At 61.6% G+C, this 24,802-nt stretch carries 22 protein-coding genes; 9 read left to right on the plus strand and 13 right to left on the minus strand.

What is annotated here, in order from left to right; all coding sequences use genetic code 11:
• The first annotated feature begins 55 nt into the window (after positions 1-55).
• Both ACR0J1_RS17425 and ACR0J1_RS17430 read left to right on the plus strand, forming a co-directional pair.
• Positions 56-610 carry a helix-turn-helix domain-containing protein gene (locus tag ACR0J1_RS17425; protein ID WP_480733971.1) on the plus strand — a complete coding sequence of 185 codons (555 nt, stop codon included), beginning with the start codon at positions 56-58 and terminating at the stop codon, positions 608-610.
• Positions 607-1,125, plus strand: coding sequence for an N-acetyltransferase family protein (locus ACR0J1_RS17430; RefSeq protein WP_480733972.1), 519 nt, complete (start codon positions 607-609; stop codon positions 1,123-1,125). Before ACR0J1_RS17425 ends, ACR0J1_RS17430 begins: the two co-directional genes overlap by 4 nt.
• On the opposite strand, the gene ACR0J1_RS17435 is transcribed toward ACR0J1_RS17430, so the two are convergent.
• The 10 genes from ACR0J1_RS17435 to ACR0J1_RS17480 form a co-directional block, all read right to left on the minus strand.
• Positions 1,122-1,847: a response regulator gene (locus ACR0J1_RS17435; RefSeq protein WP_480733973.1), complete on the minus strand. Its 726-nt coding sequence runs from the start codon at positions 1,845-1,847 to the stop codon at positions 1,122-1,124. The two genes, ACR0J1_RS17430 and ACR0J1_RS17435, sit on opposite strands and share 4 nt — an antisense overlap.
• A 105-nt stretch (positions 1,848-1,952) precedes the next feature.
• Positions 1,953-3,197, minus strand: a complete 1,245-nt coding sequence (locus ACR0J1_RS17440; protein ID WP_480733974.1) for a molybdopterin molybdotransferase MoeA — start codon at positions 3,195-3,197, stop codon at positions 1,953-1,955.
• Complete coding sequence (locus tag ACR0J1_RS17445) at positions 3,190-3,675, minus strand: plastocyanin/azurin family copper-binding protein (protein ID WP_480733975.1); 486 nt, start codon at positions 3,673-3,675, stop codon at positions 3,190-3,192. The genes ACR0J1_RS17440 and ACR0J1_RS17445 overlap by 8 nt, the downstream gene beginning before the upstream one ends.
• Positions 3,676-3,690: 15 nt before the next feature.
• Entirely contained in the window at positions 3,691-5,898 is a 2,208-nt protein-coding gene (locus ACR0J1_RS17450) for a HEAT repeat domain-containing protein (protein WP_480733976.1), read from the minus strand.
• 144 nt (positions 5,899-6,042) lie between these two features.
• Positions 6,043-8,724 carry an arsenate reductase (azurin) large subunit gene (locus ACR0J1_RS17455; RefSeq protein ID WP_480733977.1) on the minus strand — a complete coding sequence of 894 codons (2,682 nt, stop codon included), beginning with the start codon at positions 8,722-8,724 and terminating at the stop codon, positions 6,043-6,045.
• A 13-nt stretch (positions 8,725-8,737) separates the two neighbouring features.
• The gene (locus ACR0J1_RS17460) at positions 8,738-9,307 is read right to left on the minus strand and encodes an arsenate reductase (azurin) small subunit (RefSeq protein ID WP_480532654.1); all 570 of its coding nucleotides are present in this window, start codon (positions 9,305-9,307) and stop codon (positions 8,738-8,740) included.
• 5 nt (positions 9,308-9,312) lie between these two features.
• A complete protein-coding gene (locus tag ACR0J1_RS17465; RefSeq protein WP_480733978.1) occupies positions 9,313-10,497 on the minus strand; it encodes a cytochrome-c peroxidase in 1,185 nt (394 codons plus the stop codon).
• 11 nt (positions 10,498-10,508) lie between these two features.
• Positions 10,509-11,615, minus strand: coding sequence for a cytochrome-c peroxidase (locus ACR0J1_RS17470; RefSeq protein WP_480733979.1), 1,107 nt, complete (start codon positions 11,613-11,615; stop codon positions 10,509-10,511).
• Between the two features lie 138 nt (positions 11,616-11,753).
• Positions 11,754-13,967: a hybrid sensor histidine kinase/response regulator gene (locus tag ACR0J1_RS17475; RefSeq protein ID WP_480733980.1), complete on the minus strand. Its 2,214-nt coding sequence runs from the start codon at positions 13,965-13,967 to the stop codon at positions 11,754-11,756.
• A gap of 91 nt (positions 13,968-14,058) precedes the next feature.
• Positions 14,059-14,313, minus strand: a complete 255-nt coding sequence (locus tag ACR0J1_RS17480) for a BolA family protein (protein WP_480532662.1) — start codon at positions 14,311-14,313, stop codon at positions 14,059-14,061.
• A 107-nt stretch (positions 14,314-14,420) separates the two neighbouring features.
• Between ACR0J1_RS17480 and ACR0J1_RS17485 the strand changes: the two genes are divergently transcribed.
• On the plus strand, positions 14,421-15,044 hold the full coding sequence (locus ACR0J1_RS17485) for a DnaJ domain-containing protein (protein ID WP_010441101.1): 624 nt from the start codon (positions 14,421-14,423) through the stop codon (positions 15,042-15,044).
• Positions 15,045-15,078: 34 nt separating this feature from the next.
• Here ACR0J1_RS17485 and ACR0J1_RS17490 read toward each other — a convergent pair whose 3' ends face one another.
• Together ACR0J1_RS17490 and ACR0J1_RS17495 are read right to left on the minus strand one after the other, a co-directional pair.
• Complete coding sequence (locus ACR0J1_RS17490; RefSeq protein WP_480733981.1) at positions 15,079-15,990, minus strand: hypothetical protein; 912 nt, start codon at positions 15,988-15,990, stop codon at positions 15,079-15,081.
• Entirely contained in the window at positions 15,987-16,640 is a 654-nt protein-coding gene (locus tag ACR0J1_RS17495) for a methyltransferase domain-containing protein (RefSeq protein WP_480733982.1), read from the minus strand. Before ACR0J1_RS17495 ends, ACR0J1_RS17490 begins: the two co-directional genes overlap by 4 nt.
• 274 nt (positions 16,641-16,914) lie before the next feature.
• On the opposite strand from ACR0J1_RS17495, the gene cobS reads away from it, so the two are divergent.
• The 5 genes from cobS to ACR0J1_RS17520 all read left to right on the plus strand — a co-directional run bounded on the left by cobS (position 16,915) and on the right by ACR0J1_RS17520 (position 22,615).
• Entirely contained in the window at positions 16,915-17,901 is a 987-nt protein-coding gene (cobS, locus tag ACR0J1_RS17500; protein WP_480532666.1) for a cobaltochelatase subunit CobS, read from the plus strand.
• 120 nt (positions 17,902-18,021) lie between these two features.
• Positions 18,022-19,899 (plus strand): cobaltochelatase subunit CobT, encoded by a 1,878-nt coding sequence (gene cobT / locus ACR0J1_RS17505; protein ID WP_480733983.1) that lies wholly within the window; start codon positions 18,022-18,024, stop codon positions 19,897-19,899.
• Positions 19,900-19,974: 75 nt separating this feature from the next.
• The gene (locus tag ACR0J1_RS17510) at positions 19,975-21,765 is read left to right on the plus strand and encodes an aminopeptidase P family protein (protein WP_480733984.1); all 1,791 of its coding nucleotides are present in this window, start codon (positions 19,975-19,977) and stop codon (positions 21,763-21,765) included.
• A gap of 64 nt (positions 21,766-21,829) precedes the next feature.
• The gene (locus ACR0J1_RS17515) at positions 21,830-22,174 is read left to right on the plus strand and encodes a DUF427 domain-containing protein (RefSeq protein WP_480733985.1); all 345 of its coding nucleotides are present in this window, start codon (positions 21,830-21,832) and stop codon (positions 22,172-22,174) included.
• A gap of 33 nt (positions 22,175-22,207) precedes the next feature.
• Complete coding sequence (locus ACR0J1_RS17520) at positions 22,208-22,615, plus strand: putative hemolysin (RefSeq protein ID WP_480733986.1); 408 nt, start codon at positions 22,208-22,210, stop codon at positions 22,613-22,615.
• Between the two features lie 15 nt (positions 22,616-22,630).
• On the opposite strand, the gene ACR0J1_RS17525 is transcribed toward ACR0J1_RS17520, so the two are convergent.
• Positions 22,631-23,404: a FadR/GntR family transcriptional regulator gene (locus ACR0J1_RS17525; RefSeq protein ID WP_480733987.1), complete on the minus strand. Its 774-nt coding sequence runs from the start codon at positions 23,402-23,404 to the stop codon at positions 22,631-22,633.
• A gap of 334 nt (positions 23,405-23,738) precedes the next feature.
• Between ACR0J1_RS17525 and ACR0J1_RS17530 the strand changes: the two genes are divergently transcribed.
• Positions 23,739-24,791, plus strand: a complete 1,053-nt coding sequence (locus tag ACR0J1_RS17530) for a TRAP transporter substrate-binding protein (protein WP_480733988.1) — start codon at positions 23,739-23,741, stop codon at positions 24,789-24,791.
• Positions 24,792-24,802 lie beyond the last annotated feature (11 nt).

The raw sequence follows: 24,802 nt of genomic DNA on the forward strand, positions 1-24,802 counted from the left end.
CATCGTTTTCTCACGTCATAATCCCATATATGAGCATGATTCCCATATATGATCCATGTTAGATGATCTGTCACATCGTCTTGCGACGCGGCTGAATGAGCTGCGGCAGGGCCGCGGCTGGTCATTGGAGCAGCTGGCCGAACACAGCGGCATCAGCCGGGCGACCCTGTCGCGGATGGAGAAGGGCGAGGTCAGCCCGACGGCGGAAACGCTGGGCCGGTTATGTGCCGCCTATGGCCTGCCCATGTCGCGCCTGCTGATGATGGTCGAGGACAGTTTCGATCCGCGCGTGCCCTTTGAACGCCAACCCGAATGGCGCGACCCCGAGACCGGTTTTACCCGCCGGTCGGTTTCGCCCCCGGCTTCTGGGCTGAGCGGCGAGGTGTTGGAGGGTCACTTGCCCCCCGGCACAGTGATCAGCTATGACACGCCGCCCAAGCCGGGGCAGGAGCATCATCTGATCTTGCTGGATGGGGGGCTGACGCTGACTGTGGATGGCACCGAACACGTGCTGAGCGGCGGCGATTGCCTGCGCTATCACCTGTCCGGCCCCACGCGGTTCGAAACCGGGCCTGCGCGCGGGGCGCGATATTTGCTGGTGCTGATATGATCACGCGCCTGAGCCCGGCCTTTTTCGACGACGCGCTGGACGATCTGACGGAGATCCTGCATCGCTGCGTCCACACCGGGGCCAGCATCGGGTTCATCCTGCCCTTCTCGCCAGACGATGCCCGCACCTATTGGCAGGGTCGCGTGGGGCCGGATCTGCAGACCGGGGCGCTGGATTTGTTCGTGGCTTATGCCGAGGGCCGTATTCAGGGCACCGTGCAACTGATACCGGCCGCGATGCCGAACCAGCCGCATCGCGCGGATGTGGCCAAGTTGCTGGTGCATCCCAACGCCCGCCGCCGCGGGTTGGGTCGGGCGCTGATGAGCGCGTTGGAGGCGCACGCCAAGGCGCTGGGGCGCACCATGCTGGTGTTGGACACGCGCAGCAGCGACCCCTCGCGCCTGCTGTACCAATCGCTGGGTTTTGAGGTTGCCGGAGAGATTCCGAACTATTGCCGCAACCCGTTTGACAACCGGCTGGAGCACACGACCTATATGTACAAGGACCTGACCTAGTCGCCAGTTTTGCGTACATTGGCGGCAAAGCAATAGCCAATGCCGTGGACCGTCTTGATGAAAGTGGGCGCGGCGGGATCGGGCTCGATCTTCTTGCGCAGGCGGGCGACGTGGACGTCAATGGTGCGGTCACCGACGATGGTCTCACGCCCACGCGCCTTGTCCAGCAGCTGATCGCGCGAAAATACCATGTGCGGGTTGGTGACAAAGGCCTGCAACACATCGAACTCGGTTGTGGTCAGGGGCGTCGCTTCTTCGGCCCCGGTCGCAGTCAGGGTGCGTTCGTTCACATTCAGCACCCAGTCGCCGAAGGTGATCAGAGGCATCTCGGCCCCGTTGACGGGTTTGTCCTCCGGGCGGGCGCGGCGCAGGACAGTGCGGATGCGGGCCAGAACCTCGCGCGCCTCGAAAGGTTTGGTGATGTAGTCGTCGGCCCCGAATTCCAGCCCGACGACGCGGTCGAAAATCTCATCGCGACCTGACAGCACGATGATGGGAATGTTCGAACTGACCCGAAGTTCGCGCGTGATGTCGAACCCGTTGCGCCCCGGCAGGCCGATATCCAGCAGGATCAGATCAACCTCTTCCCGCGCAAGCACCGCATCCATGGCGGTGCCATCCGCCGCGCAGGAGACCTGACAGCCCTGCTTTTCCAGATAGCGTTGCAGGAACGAGGTGATCTGTGGGTCGTCATCGACAACAAGGATATGTTCTTTGATCATAGGCACTTCCGGGCGGGCATGTTGGGCTGGCGCGGGGTATTTGTAGCCGCAGGCTCTTTGATCTTGCAAGAACGAGACCGAAGGGGACATCGGATCGTGATCCGTTCAGAACCGGAGAAAATCCAGCGCTTGACCCGCTGGCAGTTCTTCCGTTTCCGCTGGAATCACGGCCAGACCGTCAGCTTGCGCCAGCAATGCAACGCGCCCGCTATACGAGGCCGCCATCAGGCGCATCCGGGGCGTGCCATCCGGCGCGGTCCCGTCGATACGCACGGGGCGGAACTCCTGCCGTCCGGCGCGGCGCTCCAGCGGCTCGGCCAGCACGGCATGTTCGGGCGTGCGTTGGACGCGGTGCAGACCGGCGCGGCGGGCCATCATTTGCGATCCGATGATCTGCCATGTGACATAGGCCGAAACCGGATTGCCGGGCAGGCCCACGTAAAGCGCATCGCCGCGACGGCCAAACATAATCGGTTTGCCGGGCTTCATGGCGACCTTCATCACATCGACCTCGCCGCCGATCTCGGCAAAGAGGCGCGGCATGTGATCTTCGTCGCCGACCGAGACGCCGCCGGTGGTGATGATTAGGTCGGACGTCTCGCAAGCCTCGCGCAGAACCTGCTCCAGCAGCGCGGGCTTGTCCTCGACCGGGCCACGGTCGGTCAGGTCGATCCACGGCTTGTCCAGCAGCGCCAGCAGCATATAGCGGTTCGAGTTGTAGATCTGGCCCGGGCCGAGATCTTCACCCGGCTGACGCAGTTCGCTGCCCGTCGAGAAGATGGTGACCTTGAGCTTGCGGTAAACTTTGACTTCTCCGTATCCCGACGAGGCCAGCGCGGCGGCCTCGCGCGCGGTGATCTCGCAACCACGCCGCAGGATGGGCGCACCGGCCTGCAGGTCTTCGCCCGCGCGGCGGATATGCTGGCCGGGTTTGGGGCGGCGGCTAAAGCGGATGCGATCCGGGGTCGCGTCACAGTCTTCCTGCATCAGCACTGCATCGAATTCGGGCGGCACCGGCGCGCCGGTGAAGATGCGCAGGGCGCTGCCTTGGGGCGCGTCATGGGCACCGCTGTCTCCGGCGGCGATGCGCCCGGCGACGGGCAGTTCGAACAAAGGCCCCTCGCCCAGATCGGCGGTTCGGAGCACGTAGCCGTCCATCGCCGAATTGTCGAAGGCGGGCATATCGACCTTGCTGGTGCAATCCTCGGCCAGGACCCGACCGATGGCCTGCGCCAGCGGCAGCATTTCGGTGTCCGTGAGGGGGTCAGCAACGGACAGCCCGCGCCGCAGCGCGTCGTCAACGGTCAGATACATATGGGCGTGGCGGTCGCAGGCGCATCCATCAGCCATTTTGGGCCTCCATATAGGCGAAGAGTTCTTCGAAACCGGCCTGCTCGGCCTCACCCAGTTTGGGCAGGTAGGCCTTGGCCTCTTCAAGGTTCGAGCTGGGGTCGCCGACCACCAGCAGCATCACCATGCCGTGGCGGCCATGCACACGGCAGCGGATGCCGTAGACGCCCTCTTTCTCGAAGGTCACATCCAGCTCGGGCTTGCCGCGAATTTCAAAGCTGCGGGCCCCGACGGGGATCATGCGGGTGATGGCGGTCACGGTATGCCGCCCGGTCGAGCCCTTAAAGCGCACGGTCGCCCCGGCGGGGACCTGCAGGAACTTGGGTTCGAACCGGAACGCATGGGCCGGGGTATCGGCGTTAAGGTCGATGATCTGATGAACCACCGCGACCTCGGGCAGGTCGTCGGCCTGTGCGGCGGGGCCAAAGGCCATCGCCCCCGCCAGGATCGCCGCAGACAGGTTCAGCGATATGTTCATCTGCCCCTCCGGGGTTCACGCCGCCCGGGACTCGGTCCCCAGCAGGTCGGCCAATGCACTGATCATCACCGGCCATTGCGCGCGGCGATCATCGTCGCGCAGTTCGGTCAGCAATTGGCGGCCAATGGACACCACCGCAGGCGCGCTGTCATTGACATAGGTCACGATCCGCTGCTCGGGGTTGGCCATCAGGAAGGGCACGATAGCGGCACCGGCCTGATCGGGCGCGGTTTCCGACAACAGACGCATCGCTGCCTGACGCACCGGGGCCGAAACATCGTCCAGCAGGCTGCGCGCCACGTCCGGGGTGCCGTCCCAGCGGGTCAGGATCTGCATGGCGTCGATGCGGAAGGCGGTATCACCGGTTTTCACCATCGCCCGCAGCTTGCCGCGCAAGCTGTCCTGCGGCGGCAGATCGGCCTGTTGCAGCAGTTTCAACGCCTGCAGCGAGAGGGACGAGTCGGTGTGCGACAGGCCCTTGGTGATCAGGTCCACGAGTTGGTCGTGTTCCAGCTCCACACCGTTGCGGGTGACCGCGGCGGCCAGTCCCGAGAAGCCCTGTTGCGCGATCTCGGTCTCGGGGTCCTGCGCGATCTGGGCCAGCATGATCTGCATCCCCGGCACCTCACCCAGCAGGCGGATGGCCGAGAGGCGGGTTTCCCGCTCCAGCGCCTCGGCATTGTCGTCCAGCGCAACGCGGCGGCGTTTGGGGTGGCGGGTGGCCTTGGCCAACAGCGCCTGTTCGCGGGGGGTCAGCGGTTGCACCTCATCCTCTTGCGCTTCCTGCGTCATTTCTGCCGCGATGGCGTCGTGACCGAGGATCGCGCCGAGGCTGGAGGTGGGGCCGTTCTCGCCGCCTTCGGAGACGTCCAGACCGGCCTCTTCCAGCGCGGCGATATCGGTTTGCGGGGCCTCTTCTTCGGGGGTTTCCTCGGCGGCCATGGGCATGGGGGCCAGCGCGAAGGACAGCAGCAATTCGCGGCCCTGTTGCTGGTTCACATGCGGACGGTCGGCGTCGGTGACGATCATCGCCAGCGACGCGACAGCCTTCAGCCGCACCGACCGGAAGGGCGCGCGGCAGGCGCGTTGCAGCCATTCTGCCGCCTCGCGCAGAGGCGAGGTCGCCAGCGCATCGACGATGGCCCATTGGATACGCTCGGCCTTGAGGTCATCGGCATCGACCGAAAACAGCGCGTTCAGCCGATCCGCCACCAGTTCCGGGGCCAGTGCCGCCAGCAGTCCCAACGCCTGCGCGGACACTTCGGGTTGTTGGCCGGTGGCGAGGAAATCCAGCACCTGCCAGCGCAGGTCCTCTTGATCCGTTATCGGCGTGTCGCGGTCCAGCCGGTCGAGCAGCGCCAGCTGCACCTTGGCACCGGGGTCACGCATCATGCGGTCCAGTAGTTCGGGTTCGGAAAAGCCCGAGAGGGTCAGCGCCGCAATGCGGATATCTTCGACCGCATCCGTCAGGGCCTGTTCGACCAGCGCCGGATCGCCGGGCATCAGGGCCTCATAAGCGATCAGGCGCACGGCCCCGTCCTTATCGGTGGTGGCTTTGCGCAGGATGGCTTCGGCCTCGGGTCCTCCGATGGTGGCCAGCGTCCGAAGGGCGCGGTGGCGCAGGCGGCGGTTCGAGGATTGGGTGAACACGCCCAGCGTCGGCACGGCGGGCTGACCGATCCGGCCAAGCGCTTCGCAGGCTACATCACCCAGTTCCTGCCCGTCTTCGTCCATCAGGGCCACAACGATGGGTTCAATCGCGGCCGCGTCGCCCATGCGACCCAGCGCCTTGATGGCGGCGATCTGGGCGTCCAGCCAGTCGTCCCATTCGTCCTGGTGCAGCTCGTCTTCATCCCATGTGATGTCCTCGCCGCGCCCGGTGACAAGCGTGCGCAGATAGGGGGCGGCGTCTTCGGATTTCAACTCGGCCAAAGCGGTCACGCAGGCCAGTTTCACCTCGCCGCAAGGGTCGTGGATCAGGTTCTCCAGCAGTTGTGGTGCTGCGTCCTGAACGCCCAGCGCGCCCAGCGCTTGGGCCGCGTCCTGACGGACGTCTTCGTCATCGTCCAGCAGCGCCTCGACCAGTGCGGGGCTGTTGGCGGCACCAATGGCGGTCAGGGCCTGAATGGCGCGCAAACGGATCACGTCATAGTCGGATTTCGCATATTCGGAAAACAGGCCAGCGGCCTCATCGCGCAGGGCGGTATCGGATTTCAGTGTCATATCGGGTCTGCCATGTTTTGCGTTGGGACAGGTTGGGTGAAAGTGGAAGACAGGTTTCCCAACCGAAGCCTGCCTTCCATGTGGTCCCTTCTGCAGTGGGACCAGACCCGAGGGGCGGCATGGCGACCGCCCCCCGGAAAGACATCAGGCGATGTCGCGCGGCGCAAAGGACATCGTGCGGAACGAGGTCTTGTAGGGGCTCGGCCCCAGTTTCCGCAGCTTGGCAACGCCCATCTTGTAGTTGTAGTTGCCGCTGATCCAGTCGACGATCCGGCCCTCAAGCGCGTTCGCAGGCTGCTGCATGTGCAGGAAGTCCATGTAAACAACGCTTTTCTTGATGGCGGGCGTGACCATGGCAACGGCGGTGATCGCCGCTTTGGTCAGCTCGATATGCCCGTTCTCCATGAGTTTCGAGAACTGGAAGTCGTCGCCTTCCACACCCAGCAGCGTGGTCTTGTTGCCCGGAACACGTTCCGAATAGACCATCACATAGTCGCCGCTTTCGATGCCGCGTTCAGCCGCATCATCGGGGTGGATTTCAACCCAGTTTTCCGGCCAGCGCTGCACGATATACGGGCGGCGGCGGTCGTCAAAGCCGGACTGCCAGCGTTCGTTGATCCGACCAGAGGTCGCCCAAAGCTCGCCTTCGTCCTTGTTGGGCTTCAGCCATTCCCAATAGTCCGAGAACAGGCCCCACGGCGATTTCTGGATGTTGCACTTGCCAGTCTGGCTGTTGAAATGCGTCAGCTTCTTGTTGAACACATCCGCACCAGCTGCTCCGGTATCGGGCAGTTCGCGGGTTGTGTCGTGCAGACGTTTGGTTTCAATCAGCGTGACGCCATCAGCATCCAGCATGACCGGGCATTGAACCCCATCGGTGCCAAACTCACGGACCTTCTGGTGCAGGGTCTTGCCCTCTTTCTTGGCCAGACGGTGCACCGCGTGGAAGTCCTTGCGCGACCCGCGGGTAAAGCGCACGGCCTCTTCCGCGACCTCGTTCGAGTTCTGCCAGTCGAACCCGTCAAAGCCCATCCGCTGTGCCAGTTGCGCGATGATCCACCAGTCGGGCTTGGCCGCACCGGGAGCGTCATAGAACTTCTGGTACAGACGCAGACGGCGTTCGCCATTGGCGCGCAGGAAGTCCTCTTCACCCCATGTCGCTGCGGGAAACACGATGTCGGCGTAGCGGTTGCCGATCGGGTCCTGCAGATAGATGTCCTGGTTGATCACCACCATACCGCCGCTGTCGGCGCGGGCCTTCAGCGTGTCGATCATCTCTTGCTTGTCGAAAGAGGCGATCTGGTGCGGGTTGCGGACGGTCAGTTCCTCGAACTTGTCGGCCAATTGCTGCGAACCGCACATGGATTGGATCCATGTGGTGCCGATCACATGGGCCATACGGGTATGACCTGCGATCAGATACCGGTCGGTATCCATGGCGCGGCGACGGCGACCGGGCAGTTTCTCGGGCGATTTGTTGCGCGGGTATTTCCCGCCCTTCACGCCGCCCCGCTGGTGACCACCGGCCCGGCCAATGACCTGACCCGGACGACCGCCACAGCCACAGATGATACCCAGAGCCGAGATCGCCTGCGTGTTGCCGGTGTTGTTGGACCAGTAGAACCCTTTCTCGATCATCACCGAGGTTTTGGGCCGGGTGCCATCCGCCTTGGGTTTGGCCAGCCATTCGGCGGCAGTATAGATTTTCTGCACGTCGATTTCGGCCATGGCGGCTGCGTTCTCGGGCGAGAACTCGTCCTGCGACAGCAACCACTCTTTCCAGTCTTCAAAGCCTTTGGTCTGGAACTTGCCCCAGGTGGTCCGCCACTGCCATGGCGTGTTCCGGGTGCCCTGACCGAAGCCCGAGGAGCTTTCCCACTTGTTGTTGACCCATTTCTTGATCCAGTCGCTGTCTTCCCAGCCATTTTCCACGATGACGCGGGCAATGGCGTTGACGACCAGCAGGTCGGTGCCGGGCAGAACGTCGATATGCAGGCCACCCATCTTTTCAGCATGGGCCACACCGGCAGACCGGCGCGGGATCAGATAGATCTCTTTCTGACCGTTCTGCATCCCCTTCATCATCCACTGGGTATAGAGGATGGTCTTGGTCTCATACGGGTCGGTGCCGCAAACCAGAAGGGTCTCCGCATCGCGCCAGTCTTCATACGACGGGCCAAAGTTGTCGAAACCCGCATCCCGGAAACCGGGGGTCGAGGTCACGTCGGACGGCGTGTCGTGGAAGGTGAAGTTGGCGGTGTTGATATGGCGCAGCGCGTATTTCGAGATCGCATAGGTGTTCTCGATATACTGATAGCTGAAGGTTTTCACGCCATAGGCATTGGTGCCGTGCTTGGCGATGACGTGGTTGCCCACCTCAGCCGCCACATCCAGCGCCAGGTCCCACGGAACCGGCATCAGCGTGCCATAGATCCGCATCAGCGGTGTCTTCAGACGGTCGCGTGTCGGTGTCTGCGGGTTATAGCATTTCTGCGCGATACACCCGCCCCGCAAGGAGCTGTCGCCGTCAGTGTTGACGTATTGCGTGTCCTTGTCGGGGATGATCACCACATGGTGCGGCTGACCTTTGTGCAGAACGATATTGTGCTGGTTCGGCGCGACCCATGCACCCAAGGGTGCAACAGGGAAGTCCTCGCCAAAGGCGTTTTCGTCCGCAGTTGGGCCACCGGGTTTGGCCGTCACGGGCCAGCGGTAGACTTTGTAACCACAGGCCACGATGCAGTAGTCGCAGGCGGTCGAGATGACCTCGGCGCCTTTGGGCGGCAGCGGGACGTTGGTTTCGGGTACGTAATACGGGGTTGCCATGATTCCGTTTCCCTTATGCAATGAGGTTGTCGTAGCGGCCGTAGATCAGGCCGAACATGCCAACGGCGTAAATGTCATCACCGTCCAGTTCCAAAAGGACCTGCGGCAGTGACTGATAGGCTTGCCCCGAAACGAGGATGCCGTGCCGTGTCACGTCATAGGTGGACAGGTGCAGCGGGCACGGGCCCAGCACCTTATGTTCAGGCTTGTAGCTGTCATACATCGACCCGCCCTGGTGGGTGCAGGTGAGGTTGAAGGCCACAACATCCTTTTGCGGACCGATGCCGCCGCCGCTTTCCACGCCGGTTTTCACAAGGATCGAGTCCGAATAATCTCCCTCATCGGGGTAGTAGAACTCGACCGGGACATCCTGTTCCAGTTCGGACAGTTTGCCGATCAGCTTGCGCGGATAGGTCGATACCAATGCGGGCACTTGTTCGGCCTGACCGTGGCGGGTGGGCATGGCCACCATCACGGCAAAGGTTGTTGCGCCCGAGGCGAACAGGAACTGGCGGCGGTTCACGGTGCAGGCCTTCTTGGCCTCACCCGTACAACTGCATCCGGTTGCGTTATGATCTTTCATGACGCTTACTCCTCTGCTGCCGCGGGAAGCGGCTGGTAATCCGGCAGATCAGGTTCTTCGACCAAGATCTCGTCACCGGACAGGGATTTCAGGAAGGCCACCAGATCCGCTTTTTCCTGATCATTCAGACCAAGCGGCTGGATCAGATCGGATTTGGTTGCTGCGAATTCATTCTCGCCGCCGCCTTGGTTGTAGAATTCGACCACATCCTCAAGCGTCTCCAACATGCCGTTATGCATGTAGGGTTCGGTATAGAGGGTGTAGCGCAGGCTCGGCGTGCGGAACTTGCCCAGATCGGCCTTTTCCTTGGTGCGGAAATAGAAGCCGGGGTCGTCCTTGGTGTGGCGATAGAAATCCTCGGTCGAGCCTTTGGAATAGAGCTCATACCGGAAGGTCACTTGCGCCAGACCGTCATCTTCCCAGCCGCTATAGGGCGGTACGCCGGTGTTATAGTATTTCTCATCCGACAGCAGCGCGCCGTTGTGGCATTCGGAACATTGCGCCTTGCCGGTAAACAGCTCCAGCCCGCGTTTCTGTTCCTCGGTCAACGCCGCATCATCCCCGCGCAGGTAGTTGTCGAAGGGCGTGTCGGTCTGAACGATGGTGCGTTCAAACGCGGCGATGGCCCGCCATGCGTTGCCGATGCGCGGCCACTGGTCGCCGAAGACGTCGTTAAAGCGTTCGACATATTCGGGGACAAAGGCCAGACGGGCCTCCATCATGTCGGATTCACCGTTGCCGGCGACCGCACCGCCTGCGGCAGACTTTGCCTGGCTTTCAAGGCTTTTCGAAGAGCCCGCCCAGAACAGCTTGCCGTAATAGGCCGAGTTCATGATGGTCTGGCTGTTGCGCCAGTGGGTCGTGCCGGGGTAACCGAACGAGATCGGCGCTTCGACGTCCCAGCCCACATCGGGCAGGTGACAGGCCGAACAGGGCGTCGTCTCGTTCCCGCCCAGACGCGGATCGAAGAACAGCATTTTGCCCAGTTCGATCTTGGCTTCGGTCTGCGGGTTGTCCAGCGGGATGGGCGGTTCGCCCAGCGCCACCAGCGGCGCATCGGGGTCAGGGTCTGCCCCGCCGATACCGGCCTCAATCTCCATGCTGTCCGCAGCGAACGCTTGCGAACCGATGGCGGCAAACAAGGCAGCGGTGGCGATTGTGCCTGAAAGGTAAGACTTAAGGTCTTTCATGGGTCCACTCCTCAGTTTGTCGTTTCGCGCCAGTTTTCGATCGGCGCATAGTCCGTATCGATTTCCTCGGCGACGAAGTCAGGACCTGTCAGCGGTTCGCCGGACAGTGCCTTCAGGAAGGCCACCAGCTGTGCTTGTTCGGTCTCGTTGAGGCCAAGCGGCTTGATGCGCGGATCCTTGTTCTCATCATCACCGCCACCGGCGTTGTAGAAGGCCACCACATCTTCGAGCGTTTCCATCGTGCCGTTGTGCATATACGGCGCGGTATAGGTCAGCTCGCGCAGCGTGGGGGTCATGAAGGTGCCGAAGGTATCGGCGGTGTGGGTGCGGATATACGCTCCGGGATCGGCGCGCAGGTTCATGTAGTTCTCAACACCGAGGAACTTCATCATCGTCACGAAGGTGATGTGACGTGTCGGTTCTGCCCAGATATCGGGATTGTCACCAACGCCGATATTATGCGGCAGGTCATCGGTGAACCGCTCGCCCGAGTGGCACGAATTACAGCCGCTGGCGTTGAACAGCTCATAGCCTGCCTTGGCCTCGTCCGACATCTCGCCGCTATCAAACGGAGCGCCCCGCGAGATCAGCGTTTTCAGATATTCCGGGATCGCGTTGCGGACACCGCCGTTCGACGGCTCGCCAAATCCGGCGGCTTCGAACATCTCGACATAGACCGGGTCCTGCTTGATGCGTTCCTGCATCAGACGCATGTCCATGTTCATGGAATAGGTCTCGGTGATGCTTTCGCGGGTCACGTCGTTGAGGTTGGTGCCTATGCGCCCGTCGTGGAACCACGCGGCGCGCTTGGCGCTGTTGATCAGCGTCGGCACGTTGCGGAAATGCAGGTTGCCGGTATAGGCGTCCGACAGGGCCTGCCCGTCGGTGAACCCGTTTTCCGGCTGGTGGCAACTGGCACAAGCCAGCGCGCCGTCGCCCGACAGGCGCGGATCAAAGAAAAGTCGTTTGCCAAGTGCCGCCTTGGCAGGGTCGAACTCAATGGCTTCTACCGGGCCCGGCTGCTCTGCCTGGGCCTGGTGAACCGGGAACGCAACGGCCATCGACAGCAATGAAACTGTCGACAGCGCCGAGAACCATGTTCTGGCTTTGGTTGTCATTTAAAAGCCCCTTTATCGCTAGTCCGGTCTTCGCGGCGTGGCCGGGGACCGGCATGGCGAACCATAGGGGTCAGTTGTTTCGTGAGGATTTGATCCAGATTAAGGTCTGTGAAGAGATGTTAAGAAATGTAACGAAACCTAGGTGACCAGAGACCGGATGAACCGCGCAAGATCCTGTATTTCAACGGGTTTCTGCGCCATGATTAAATTTTTGGCAGCGGCCGGGTTTTCCATGTCATCGAAATAGCTGCTGATCAGAATCGCCGGAACATCATCCCGCACCGCCCGCGCCGCGTCGATCAGGGCGGTGCCCATCAGCCCCGGCATCTTCAGATCGGTCACGATGACGTCATAGGTTTCCGGGGCCTCAAGAAACGCGGCCTGCGCCTTGAGAGGGTCCGAATAGGCCTCGACCCGGTAGCCATAGCGGGTCAGCAATGTGCGGGTGATATAGAGCACATTTTCGTCGTCATCGACCAGCAGCACATGCTCGGACCCGGTGATGGCGGCGACCTCGGCCTGCTCTTGCCGGGTCAGGGCGGGCATCAGCGGATAATACAGGCTGAACCGCGTGCCCTGCCCCGGGGCCGAGTGCAGTTCGACCCGGCCATGGCATTCCTCGACCGAGTTGCGCACGATGGTCAGGCCCAGCCCGGTGCCCTTGCCCACGGGTTTGGTGGAAAAGAACGGCTGGAACACTTGTTGCTGTACCTCGTCAGACATGCCTGGACCGGTGTCCTGCACGTCCAGCCGGATCACACCCACCGCGTCGTCGGGCAGATCGTCCAACTGCTCGCGCGGCGCTTCGCTGATGGTCAGGACCACCTCGCCCGGCTGATCGCCCATCGCCTCGAACGCGTTGTGGCAGAGGTTCAGCAGGGTCTGGAAAAACAGCGTGCCGTCGAAATCGGAAAAGGCTGGCTCCAGCTCGATCTCGAACCGGGTTTCGACGTTGGGCGGGGCCGAGACGCGGATCAGGTCCAGCGCCTCTTGCGTGGCCTTGACCATATCGCCACGGGTCGGGTTGCGGGGCCGCTGCCGGGCAAAGGTCAGCATCTTCCGCACCAGCGCCTGCGCGCGGCGCGCCGCGATGCGGATATGGTTGACCGAGGTCTGGATGTCCGCGTCGCCATCGGCATCCATCTCGATCAGGTCGGCATTGCCGGTGATGCTCATCAGCACGTTGTTGAAATCATGCGCGACCGAGCCTGCAAGGATGCCGACGCCTTCCATCTTCTGCACCTGGGCGAATTGCGCGCTGGTGCGCCGCGCCTCGGTCAGGTCCTCGCCGATGCCGATGTAATGCGTGATGGCCCCATCCTGCCCCACCAGCGGGAAGATCGCGGTCGACACCCAGTAATGGGTACCGTCCTTGCGCAGGTTGCGGAACACGCCGTACCAGTTGCGCCCCTGTTGCAGGCTGTCCCGCAGATCGTCATAGACGCCATGGCCGGAATAGCCCGACTGCAACATGCGCGGCGTATGGCCATAGACCTCGTCGGGGGCATAGCCGCTGAGGTCAAAGAACTTGGCGTTGGCATATTCGATCTTCAGGTCGGTATCTGTGATCAGGATCGAGGCGGGGCTTTGTTCCACCGCACGCGCCAGCTTGCGTTCGGCCAGTTCCACCTGTTCGCGCAGGGTCAGTTCGGCCTGCAGCCGGTGGTTGGTGCGCAGGATATTGGCAATCAGCAGCGTGGTCAGCAGCGCGATGATGCCGACCACCACGATCAGCCCCACCAGCAGCACCGAGAAATTGCGCACCAGCCGCTCGCCATCGGAAAACGCCTGCACCATGGCCGACAGGCTGCGGTCGCGTTCGGCGATCCACAGCTGTTCCAGCGTCGCCAGCGCTGCCAGCGCATCGCTGTCATCTACGCGGACCAGCGTGTCGATTTCCTCGGCGCTGAGACCGGCGGCGATGCCGGCCTCGATCCGGGGGACGTTGCCGATGTATTCGTGGGCCACGTCCTCGATCCGCTGCAGCGCCTGCAGCTCTGCGGGGGCCGGATTGGCGGCGCGGTAGGCCTCGATCGTGGCCAGCAGGTTGCGCGATTGCAGCCGCAGGGTCGGCCCGTAATCGGGGTCATGCCGCAGCACGTAATTCTTGAAGTTGTGGATCAGCCCGCCATAGCCGAAATAGGCGCGGATATCAGAAATCCAGTAGCCGCGCGGCGTCGTCTCAAGCGAATAGCTTTGCCATGCCTGCCGCATGTCGCCGATCCGGCTGCCGGTTTCACGCGACATATACAGAAACACCGACAGGATCACGACCAATGCGATGCCGATGCCGAACGCCACCGCCAGAAGGCGTCTGGGATGGTTCCGGGGCGATGCGGTTTCGTCGGTCATCCTGGTGCCAGCCTTGGGTCAGAGCGTGGCCCGGTTCTGCCCCGGACCACGCGCTTTCGCAATGCCCGCGGGCTGCGGCCCTTGCGCGCGGCTAGGCGTCGATATCCAGCGCCAGCGCGTGAATGCGGGGGACGATATCGCCCAGCGCCTTGTGCACCGCGCGGTGGCGTGCGACGCGCGACTGGCCCTGAAAGGCAGCAGCGCGGATACGGACGTTGAAGTGGCTCTGGCCGCCTTCCTGATAACCGGCGTGACCGCGATGGCTTTCGCTGTCATCCACCACCTCCAGTTCGCGCGGGTCAAAGGCCGCCTGCAGGCGGGTGCGGATTTCGTCGGTCACGGTCATTTTTACGCTCAACGGCAAATTAATTGCCGCTCCCCTCTTCTACTTTCGGCTGCTTAGATTAAACTGCTGCCTCCGAGTCGAAAAGATGCCTTCGTGAGGTTGAGCAGATGGTAAAATCAGATCCCTTCGGGTTCGATATGTCCGTGTCCAGCGCCAAGAAAAAGAAGCCGCGCGGGCGCCGAGGCATGTCGGGCGCGTCCGAGACCTCGGTGCGAATCTGCGATCATGAGGGCTGTGAAGAGGCCGGCAAGTTCCGCGCACCCAAGGCGCCGGATGTGCTGGATGACTTTTTCTGGTTCTGCCAGCAGCATGTACGCGAATATAACCAGAAATGGAATTTCTTCGACGGCACCACCGAGGCCGAGCTGAACGCGCAGCGATCCAAGGACAAGGTCTGGGAGCGCGAGACCAAGCCCATGGGCGACCCCGAGGCCCGCGCCTGGGCCCGTCTGGGCATTGAGGACCCGCATCAGGTTCTGGGCGAGAACGCCACCAAAAACCCCGGCCGCGCCAATTCCGGCGGCCGCCGCCTGCCCCCCACCGAACGCCGCGCCATCGAAATCCTCGAGGCGCAGGACAGCTGGTCCAAGGCCGAGATCCGCAAGGCCTACAAGAAACTGATCAAGGTGCTGCATCCGGATATGAACGGCGGTGACCGGTCACAGGAAGAACAGCTGCAAGAGGTCGTCTGGGCCTGGGACCAGATCAAGGACAGTCGGAGTTTTAAGTAAGCCGACCCTTACATCGTTCAATGACCAAGTTTCTTCAGCAATAGTCCTGATTGAACAGAATGTTGAATTTTTTCTGCGCTCTCCGCCAGTTGAACCTAAAAAGCGGATCGGGCACGCGCCAGTTCGGACCATAGCTGCTGCTCAGCAGGCTTTCGGGATCGGCGGGTAGCTTGATCTCATAATCGCCAAACATATCCTGCGTTCTTTCCCGATCCGTTTTTAACGGCAAGACATCATCTGCATCCATCGCATGGTATGAATAAGGGTAGACCGAGAACTTGCCTTTGGTGGTCCAGGCTGGGAACAGATCTACACCAAGACCTTTGTCATTAATGACTTGGAAAACCGGAGGATTGTTAGAGATCTGGCCATAGGCCACCTGCCCCGAAGCACATAATACCTCTTTGTACTGCCGCCACTTTTCGGCGGCCTCTGCATCGGTGCATTCACCCAGAAATACTGCCAGATCAATATCATCGTCATGCGCGATATACCTGCCATCCCGGACGAGGCCCAGCAGGGCGCCTGCATACAGGAAAAAAGAATAACCTTTATCCTCAAGCGGCTTCAGGATTTCACCAAACCCACGCGCAATAGAATCCGTATCTCGAACTGCAAACGTATTGCAGTAGCCGTGGAATGTCAGCGATTCCGGATGCATCAACTGATTGATTTCGGAGAAAAATTCTTCGAACTGCACGCCGCGGCCCGTTTGGGCGCATACGTCACGCAAACGTATCAGCTGAGTGTAAGTGCGCGAGGGGCGGGTGCGGCCTGCGCAGTTGTAATACACAAAAAGCTTCAGCCACTCCTCCTCCCATTCAGGACTGAAAACCGCATCCAGCCGGGGGTAAACCACGTGAGGACGACGCAAGCGTCCGCCTGACCGGATGATGCCCATCAACTCGTCGCGATAAGCCTCAAAAGCAGCGCGATCAACGCTCATCGGTCAGTCCGTTGGTAGATTCCGCGTGCGACATGCGCATCTTCGTCCTGATACTTTGCCAGCCCCTGCCCCTGTGTACCGTATAGTTTGTCAAACCCAAGGTCGTACAACTGGGCATCCAATTGCTGCATAGACTGATAGCGACGATAGTGTGGCGAGGCGACCTTGAGCAGGTTTTCATCCTCAAGGGTCCGATATTCGAAAGCCAGCTTCTGACCAGCCGACAGGGTTTTGGAGAGCAAGGTCAGAAACGCATCCTGTTCATCCTGCGGTATGGCGTGCAGGAAGAACCGCCCATAGACACAAAGTTCGGCGTCGGTGCGCGCCTCGATTTCAGATACAAGGCGATCCGAGCAAGCAAGGCTTTGAAAAAACGGTGTCTGTTCGAATCCCAGATGGTCCGCGTTGCCCCGCGCGACGGCGATGCCTTGCTCGCTGGCATCAATGCCCACCACGTCGAATTTGAGCAGGCTAAAGAAAATCGTGTCGCGCCCGTTTCCGCAGCCCACATCGATGATGCTGCTGCGTGGCGACAACTCTTGCGCGATGAACGCTGCGAATTGCGATGGTGGCGAAAGTACCCTATCCTGAAGCTGACCATCATAGAACTTTTGCCAGAATGCCTCATTCCGCCGTTGGGTTTGTAACATTGCCTGCACCTTTCGTTGTACGCGACTAAAGCCATTTAAAACTCTCGGGCGCAACCTGTTATCTCAACGGGTCCTAAACATGGATTAAAGCAACAGATGCGACGCCGATTGGCTTTGCATTGCGACCGTCCGGATCCGAGGCGGGCAAGGGTCTTGACGCAAACAGACTGCCAATCGGTCGCGCAGCCCTCTTTCCCTTGCCCTTGCCCGTAATATGTTGCACCACACACGGGTTCAGACCCGGTGAGCGGGCCAAAGGATAAGGACTAGGCGCATGGCGGACGGATCGATCGACATCAACGCAAAACCCACCGAGGATATCTCGGTCCGGGAGGTGTTCGGCATTGACAGCGACATGGCGGTCAAGGGCTTTGCCGAGCGCAGCGACCGGGTGCCGGTGATCGACCACACCTATAAGTTCGACCCCGAGACCACGCTGGCGATTCTGGCAGGGTTTACTCACAATCGCCGGGTAATGATCCAAGGCTATCACGGCACCGGGAAATCCACCCATATCGAACAGGTTGCCGCGCGCCTGAACTGGCCTGCGGTGCGGGTCAATCTGGACAGTCATATCAGCCGGATCGATCTGATCGGCAAGGACGCGATCAAGCTGCGCGACGGCAAGCAGGTGACCGAATTCCACGAGGGCATTCTGCCCTGGGCGCTGCGCAACCCCGTGGCCATCGTGTTCGACGAATATGATGCCGGCCGGGCGGATGTGATGTTCGTGATCCAGCGTGTGCTGGAGCATGACGGCAAGCTGACCCTGCTGGACCAGAACGAGATCATCACGCCACACCCCCATTTCCGGCTGTTCGCCACCGCGAACACCGTGGGTCTGGGCGATACGACCGGCCTGTATCACGGGACGCAACAGATCAACCAGGCGCAGATGGACCGGTGGTCGCTGGTTTCGACGCTGAACTATCTCAGCCACGATGCCGAGACGATGATCGTGCTGTCGAAAGCCCCCCATTACAACACCGAGAAAGGCCGCAAGACCGTTAGCCAGATGGTCACTGTGGCCGATCTGACCCGAACGGCCTTCATGAATGGCGATCTGTCGACGGTGATGAGCCCGCGGACCGTGATCAACTGGGCCCAGAATGCCGAGATTTTCCGCGATGTGGGCTATGCGTTCCGCCTGTCGTTCCTGAACAAATGTGATGAGCTTGAGCGTCAGACCGTGGCCGAGTTCTATCAGCGGTGTTTTGACGAGGAACTGCCGGAAAGTGCTGCGAATGCAAGTTTGGGTTAAGCCCTGAATTGCGCCCGTGCCGGGCGCAATGCCTCCGGCGGGGATATTTATGGCCAGATGAAGGGGGATCCGGGCTCGCGCTGAGATGCCGGATCGCTTGTTGAGGAAGGGCGTTGGGACATGGCTCAGAAAAACGACAACCCTGCTGATCCTTTTAAGAAGGCGCTGGCCGACGCCACGCGGGTCATGGCCGATGATCCAGAGCTGAGTGTGTCTTATACCGTTGATCCTTCGGGGCTGTCGGGGGAAGCCATGCGGCTGCCGCAGGTCAGCCGTCGGATGACACGGGACGAAGTGTTGCTGGCGCGCGGGACGGCGGACGCCCTGGCCTTGCAGCGTCGGTATCATGACGATGCCACCCATGCGCGTTATGCCCCGCCCGGAGATATGGCGCGGGATCTGTATGAGGCGATGGAAGTGGCCCGGTGCGAGGCGATGGGTGCACGGGACATGCCCGGCACCGCCTCGAACATCGACGTCAAGATCGGGCATGAGGCGATCCGGCGCGGTTATGATCAGTGCAAGCAGCCTGCGGATGCGCCCTTGTCGGCAGCGGCGGGTTATCTGATCCGGCATCTGGCCACCGGGCGCGCGCTGCCTGCGGCGGCGGACAATGTCATGAACCTGTGGCGCGGCTTCATCGAGGAGCAGGCTGGCGGGACGCTGGAAAATCTGGACGAGATCCTGTCGGATCAGGCTGCGTTTGCCCGGTTTGCGCGGCAGATGATCAAGGATCTGGGCTATGGCGATCAGCTGGGCGATGACCCCGATGAGCTGGATGACGAGCAGGAAGATCAGGCCGAGGAAGACGCCGAGGAGCAACCCGATCCCGACAGCACCGGGCAGGATGATCAGGACGAACAGGCCGCAGACGCCAACCCCGAACAGACGCAGGAAGAACAGCAGGATCAGGCGCAGGCCCAGGTCTCGATGGACGAGATGGCCGAGGATGAGATGGGTGAGGAGACGGAGATGCCGGAAGGGGAGGCTCCGTTAGAGCCGCCCGCGCCGCAGCCTGCGTCCGAGGCTGATCCGGATTACAAGGTATATCTGGGTACCTATGACGAGGAGATTGCCGCCGAGGATCTGGCGGAACCGGCCGAGTTGGAGCGGTTGCGGGCCTATCTGGATCAGCAGCTTGAACCGCTGAAGGGGGCCGTCAGCCGTCTGGCCAACAAGCTGCAGCGCCGGTTGCAGGCGCAGCAGAACCGCAGCTGGGAGTTCGACCGCGAGGAAGGCATTCTGGATGCCGGTCGTCTGGCGCGGGTTGTCGCCAACCCCACGACGCCGCTGAGCTTCAAGGTCGAGAAAGATACCGAGTTCCGCGATACGGTGGTGACGCTGCTGCTGGACAATTCGGGGTCGATGCGGGGGCGTCCGATTTCCATCGCGGCTATTTGTGCCGATGTGCTGGCGCGGACGTTGGAGCGGTGCAATGTGAAGGTCGAGATTCTGGGCTTTACCACCCGCGCTTGGAAGGGCGGGCAGGCGCGCGAGGCGTGGCTGAACGATGGCCGTCCTCAGCAACCCGGGCGGCTGAACGATCTGCGTCACATCATCTATAAGGGCGCCGATGCGCCCTGGCGGCGGTCGCGCGACAATCTAGGCCTGATGATGAAAGAGGGTCTGCTGAAGGAAAACATTGATGGCGAGGCGCTGGAATGGGCGCATAGGCGGATGCTGGCCCGGCGCGAGGCGCGCAAGATCCTGATGGTGATTTCGGATGGTGCTCCGGTCGATGATTCAACGCTGAGCGTGAACCCGGCGAATTACCTGGAAAAGCATCTGCGCGATGTGATCGCCATGGTGGAAAAGCGCAAGATCGTCGAGCTGCTGGCCATCGGGATCGGGCATGACGTGACCCGCTATTACGACCGGGCCGTGACGATCACCGATGTGGAACAACTGGCCGGTGCCATGACCGAACAACTTGCCGCGTTGTTTGACAGCGACCCCCGCGCACGGGCACGGGTGATGGGGATCAAAAAGGCCAGCTAGGGCTGGCCTTGCCTCCGGCGGGAGTATTTTTGAAAAGATGAAGGGGCGCGGGCCTCTGGCTGAATGAGGTGTGATATGTTCCAGAGCTTTGAAGTGACCGCACGTCCTGAACAGGGCCCGCCGCGGCTGGCGGCGCTGCGGGATGAGATGGCACGCGCCGGGCTGGACGGGTTTCTGATCCCACGAGCGGATGCGCATCAGGGGGAATATGTGGCGCCTCGGGATGAGCGGTTGGCGTGGCTGACCGGGTTTACCGGGTCAGCGGGGTTCTGCGCGGCGCTGCGCGATGTGGCGGGTGTGTTCATTGACGGGCGCTATCGCACACAGGTCAAGGCGCAGGTGGCCGGGGATTTCACCCCGGTGCCATGGCCCGATGTCAGCCTGAGCGCGTGGCTGAAAGAGCAGTTGCCTGATGGCGGCAAGGTCGGGTTTGACCCGTGGCTGCATGCGGCGGCGCAGATCTCGGGCGCGCAGAAGGATCTGCAGGGCAGCGGCATCGAGCTGGTGCGGTGTGACAATCTGGTGGATCGGGTCTGGTCCGATCAACCCGCGCCGCCGATGCACCCCGTCAAGGCGCATCCGATCGAGTTTGCAGGCGAAAGCGCCGACAGCAAGATGGACCGGCTGGCCGAGGGGCTGCGGGCGTCGGGATGTGCGGCGGCGGTGATCACATTGCCGGATTCGATCATGTGGCTGTTGAACATTCGCGGCTCGGATATCGGGTACAACCCGGTGGCGCATGGGTTTGCCATTCTACACAGCGACGGGCGGGTGGACCTGTTCATGGCCGCCGCCAAGCTGGCCGAGGTGGCAGATCATCTGGGCGACCGGGTCACGGTGCACCCGCCCGAGGCGTTTCTGGCCGCGGTCGAAGCGCTGGCGGGCAGCGTGCAGGTCGATCCGGGCACCCTGCCGCAGATCGTGGCCGATGCGCTGGGGGACCGGCTGGCAGACGGGGGCGATCCCTGTGCCCTGCCCAAGGCCCGCAAGAACCCCGCCGAGATCGCGGGCAGCGCCGAGGCGCATCTGCGCGACGCAGCTGCCGTGGTCGAACTGCTGAGCTGGCTGGATGCGCAGGCCGTGGGCAGCCTGACCGAGACGCAGGTGGTGACGCGGCTTGAAGAAAGCCGCCGCCGAGACAATGCGCTGCAGGATATCTCGTTCGATACCATCGCGGGCACCGGGCCGAACGGGGCGATCATGCACTATCGCGTCACCGACGAGACCGACAGCCGGCTGGAGAACGGCCATCTGCTGGTGCTGGACAGTGGCGGGCAGTATCTGGATGGCACCACCGATATCACCCGGACCATTGCCATCGGCGAGGTCGGCGATGAGGAGAAGGCCTGTTTTACCCGCGTGCTGAAGGGCATGATCGCCATGTCGATGCTACGCTGGCCGGTCGGCATGGCCGGACGCGATATCGAATGTGTCGCGCGCCTGCCGCTATGGCTGGCGGGACAGGATTTCAACCACGGCGTCGGCCATGGTGTCGGCACCTATCTGAGCGTGCATGAAGGCCCGCAGCGTCTGTCGCGGGTCAGCCATGTACCGCTTGAGCCGGGCATGATCCTGTCGAACGAGCCGGGATATTACCGCGAAGGGGCCTTTGGCATCCGTCTGGAAAATCTGGTTGTGGTAGAACAGGCCCCCGCCCTGCCCGGCGGCGACGCCGAGCGCGCGATGCTGAACTGGCGCACGCTGACCTATGTGCCCATCGACCGCCGCCTGATCGTTGTCGAAATGCTGACCCGCGAAGAACGCGCCTGGCTGAACGCCTATCACCGCGACGTTGCGGAAAAAATCCGGCCAAGGCTGGGCGAAGACGCTCAACTGTGGTTGGATGCCGCAACCGCGCCGGTCTGACACCGCGCTGTTACACAGGCCGGGCAAAGAGGACGCCCGCACAGGACGAGGGGAAGGAGCAGACATGACCAATCAGATCACGATCCGCAAGGCATCCGGCAAATGGAGCGTCCGGTCGGGCGGGGCCATTCTGGGCGAGACCAGCAATGCGCTGGAACTGCTGGAAAGCGGCAAAGACCCGGTGATCTACTTCCCGCGCGCCGATATCGCCATGGCCTTTCTGGACAGGACCGATAAGACCACCCATTGTCCGGGCAAGGGGGATGCGGCGCATTTTTCCATCGTGAACAGATCCTCGGTCAGCGAAAACGCCGCGTGGAGCTATGAAAGCCCGATCGACGCCGTGGCCGAGATCAAGGACCATCTGGCCTTTTATCCCGGCGAGTCGATCAAGGTGGAACAGCTCTGACCGGCGCCGGGGCGCATTTGTGAGGAGGATGTGATGAAACTGCTACCGAACGTCTTTGGCCCGGCTGCGGCACTTGCCTTTGTCGTGCTGAGCCCCGCTGGCGGTCTGGCCAATACCGGCCTTGCCAATCCGGCGGCGACCTATTGCATCGCGCAGGGCGGGCTTTATGGCATCCGCGACGGGGCGGACGGGCAGACCGGTATCTGCCAGCTGCCCGATGGCACCAGCATGGATGCCTGGACCTATTACCGCAAAAACCACGCCGATCAGAAAAGCGACAGCTTTGTCAGACTCGCGAACCCCGCCGCGACCTATTGCATCGAGATCGGTGGCAGCTATCGGATCGAGGATGCGGATCAGGGTCAGGTGGGCATGTGCACCAAACCCGATGGCACAACGCAGGACGCTTGGGCGCTGTTTCGGGCGGATCACCCGGACTGAGTCCGCCCCCGGGGGTCAGATCGAAAGCAGTCGCCGTTTCGAGGCGCGCACTTCGCGGGCCTGCTGCTCTTGCCCTTTGCGGAACGAGTTTTCGACGAAATCCATATGTGCGCGGGCGGCGATTTCGGCCTGCTCGGGTTCCCCGACCAAAATGGCCTGCGCGATATCCTTGTGCTGCGCAAGCAGCAACGCGCCCGAACCATCCATGGTGCGCAAGAACCGGCGGTTATAGAAGACGCCCTGCCGGGTCAGATCATAGACCGACGCCATCATGTGGATCAGTGTGGTGTTCTGGCTGGCATCCACGACCGCCGCATGAAGGCGAAAATCAGCCTCTTCGCTGGCTTCGGCATCATCGTTTTCCCACGCGGCCTGCATCTGGTCGATGATGTCTTTCAGCCGCTCTTTGTCGGATTGCGTCGCCCGCTGCGCGGCGAGACGGCTGGCAAAGCCCTCCTGCTCGCGCCGGTATTCGAGATAGTCATAGAACGCATCGCCATGGCGAGCGTAAAGCGACAGCAGCGCCGGGGACATTGCGCGCCCGGTCAGCGAGGCGATAAACGTGCCCTCGCCATGGCGCACCGAAACCAGCCCCCGTTGCTCAAGGATATGCAGTGCCTCGCGCAGCTTGGGGCGCGAGACGGAAAGCGCCTCGGCCAGGTGCCGTTCCGAGGGTAATCTGCGGCCTTCCTTGAGGATACCATCGACGATCATCGTCTCGATCTGTTCGACCACGGCATCGGCGATTGATTCGTGGCCGATGGGCTCAAAAGGGCTGTTGTTGCTCATGTCGGCTCCACTGCGTGCCGGAAATTGCAGATTTCCAGTTGTTCATAAAATTTACCAATTTCCCGCAACATTGCAAGAGAAAATACCCAGAACTACGGATACGCCGAAAACAATCAATACTCTGTATAAAAAGGATAATATTTCAAATCGGCTCAATATGTCGATTTTCGGCCTTTAGACTGCAAGTACTCACAGGGCAGCCAAATCACCATAATTGGTAAATAAAGTTGTTGACTACAGCACTTGGTAAAAAATATTTACCTCTCAGATCGCCGCCACGCCGGACCTTCCGGCTGTCGATCCGGCGACTGCAAAGATCCTGGAGGAGAACTTTATGAAAACCACCCTGACATCGCTCGCCGTTGCAGCCTCGTTGCTGGCCGCCCCGGTTGCCCACGCCGCCGACAAGATGCTGCTGAAAACCCCGATTGCGTTTTCGACCGCCCTGCCCGGCCTGGGTTCGCCGATCCCGCGCGTGGCTGAACAGCTGGACCTGATGTCCGGCGGTACGCTGAAGATGAAGGTCTATGAGCCCGGCAAGCTGGTTCCGCCGTTCGAAATTCTGGATGCTGTATCTTCGGGCAAGATCAACTCGGGCTACACCACCGCCGGTTACTGGGCGGGCAAGATCCCGGCCGCGCCGCTGTTCTCGGCCGTGCCCTTTGGCCCCGAGGCGGGTGAATACATGGCGTGGCTGTATTACGGCAACGGCATGAACCTGTATCAGGAGATGTATGATCAGGCGGGTTTCAACGTCCATGTCATGCCCTGCGCGATCATCGCCCCCGAAACCTCGGGCTGGTTCGCCAACGAGATCAACAGCCCCGAAGACCTGAGCGGCCTGAAGATGCGCTTCTTCGGTCTGGGTGGTGAAGTGATGCAGAAGCTGGGCGTTGCCACCTCGCTGCTGCCCGGTGGTGAGATCTTCCCGGCGCTGGAAAAAGGCGCGATTGACGCGACCGAATTCTCGATGCCCGCCATCGACGCGCGCCTCGGCTTCCATAAGCTGGTCAAGTACAACTACTTCCCCGGCTGGCACCAGCAGGCCACCGTGTTCGAGCTGATGATCAACAAGGACGTCTGGAACGAAGCCAGCGACCAGCACAAGGCGATCATCGAAAACGCCTGTAAGGCATCGATGGCCGACAGCTTTGCCGAAGGCGAAGCGATCCAGCACGCCGCCCTGCTGGACAACGTTGAAAACAACGGCGTTCAGATCAAACAGTGGTCGCCCGAGATGCTGGACACGTTCCGCACCACCTGGGAAGAGGTTGCCGCCGAGCAGGCTGCCAACGACGAATTCTTCGCCAAGGTTCTGGCTGACATGAACGAATTCCGTGACGGTTACGCCGTGTGGAAAGAGAACGCGTTCCTCCCGCGCAAGTGATCTGATCCCTT

The sequence above is a fragment of the Ruegeria sp. CJ3 genome, from assembly GCF_056536725.1.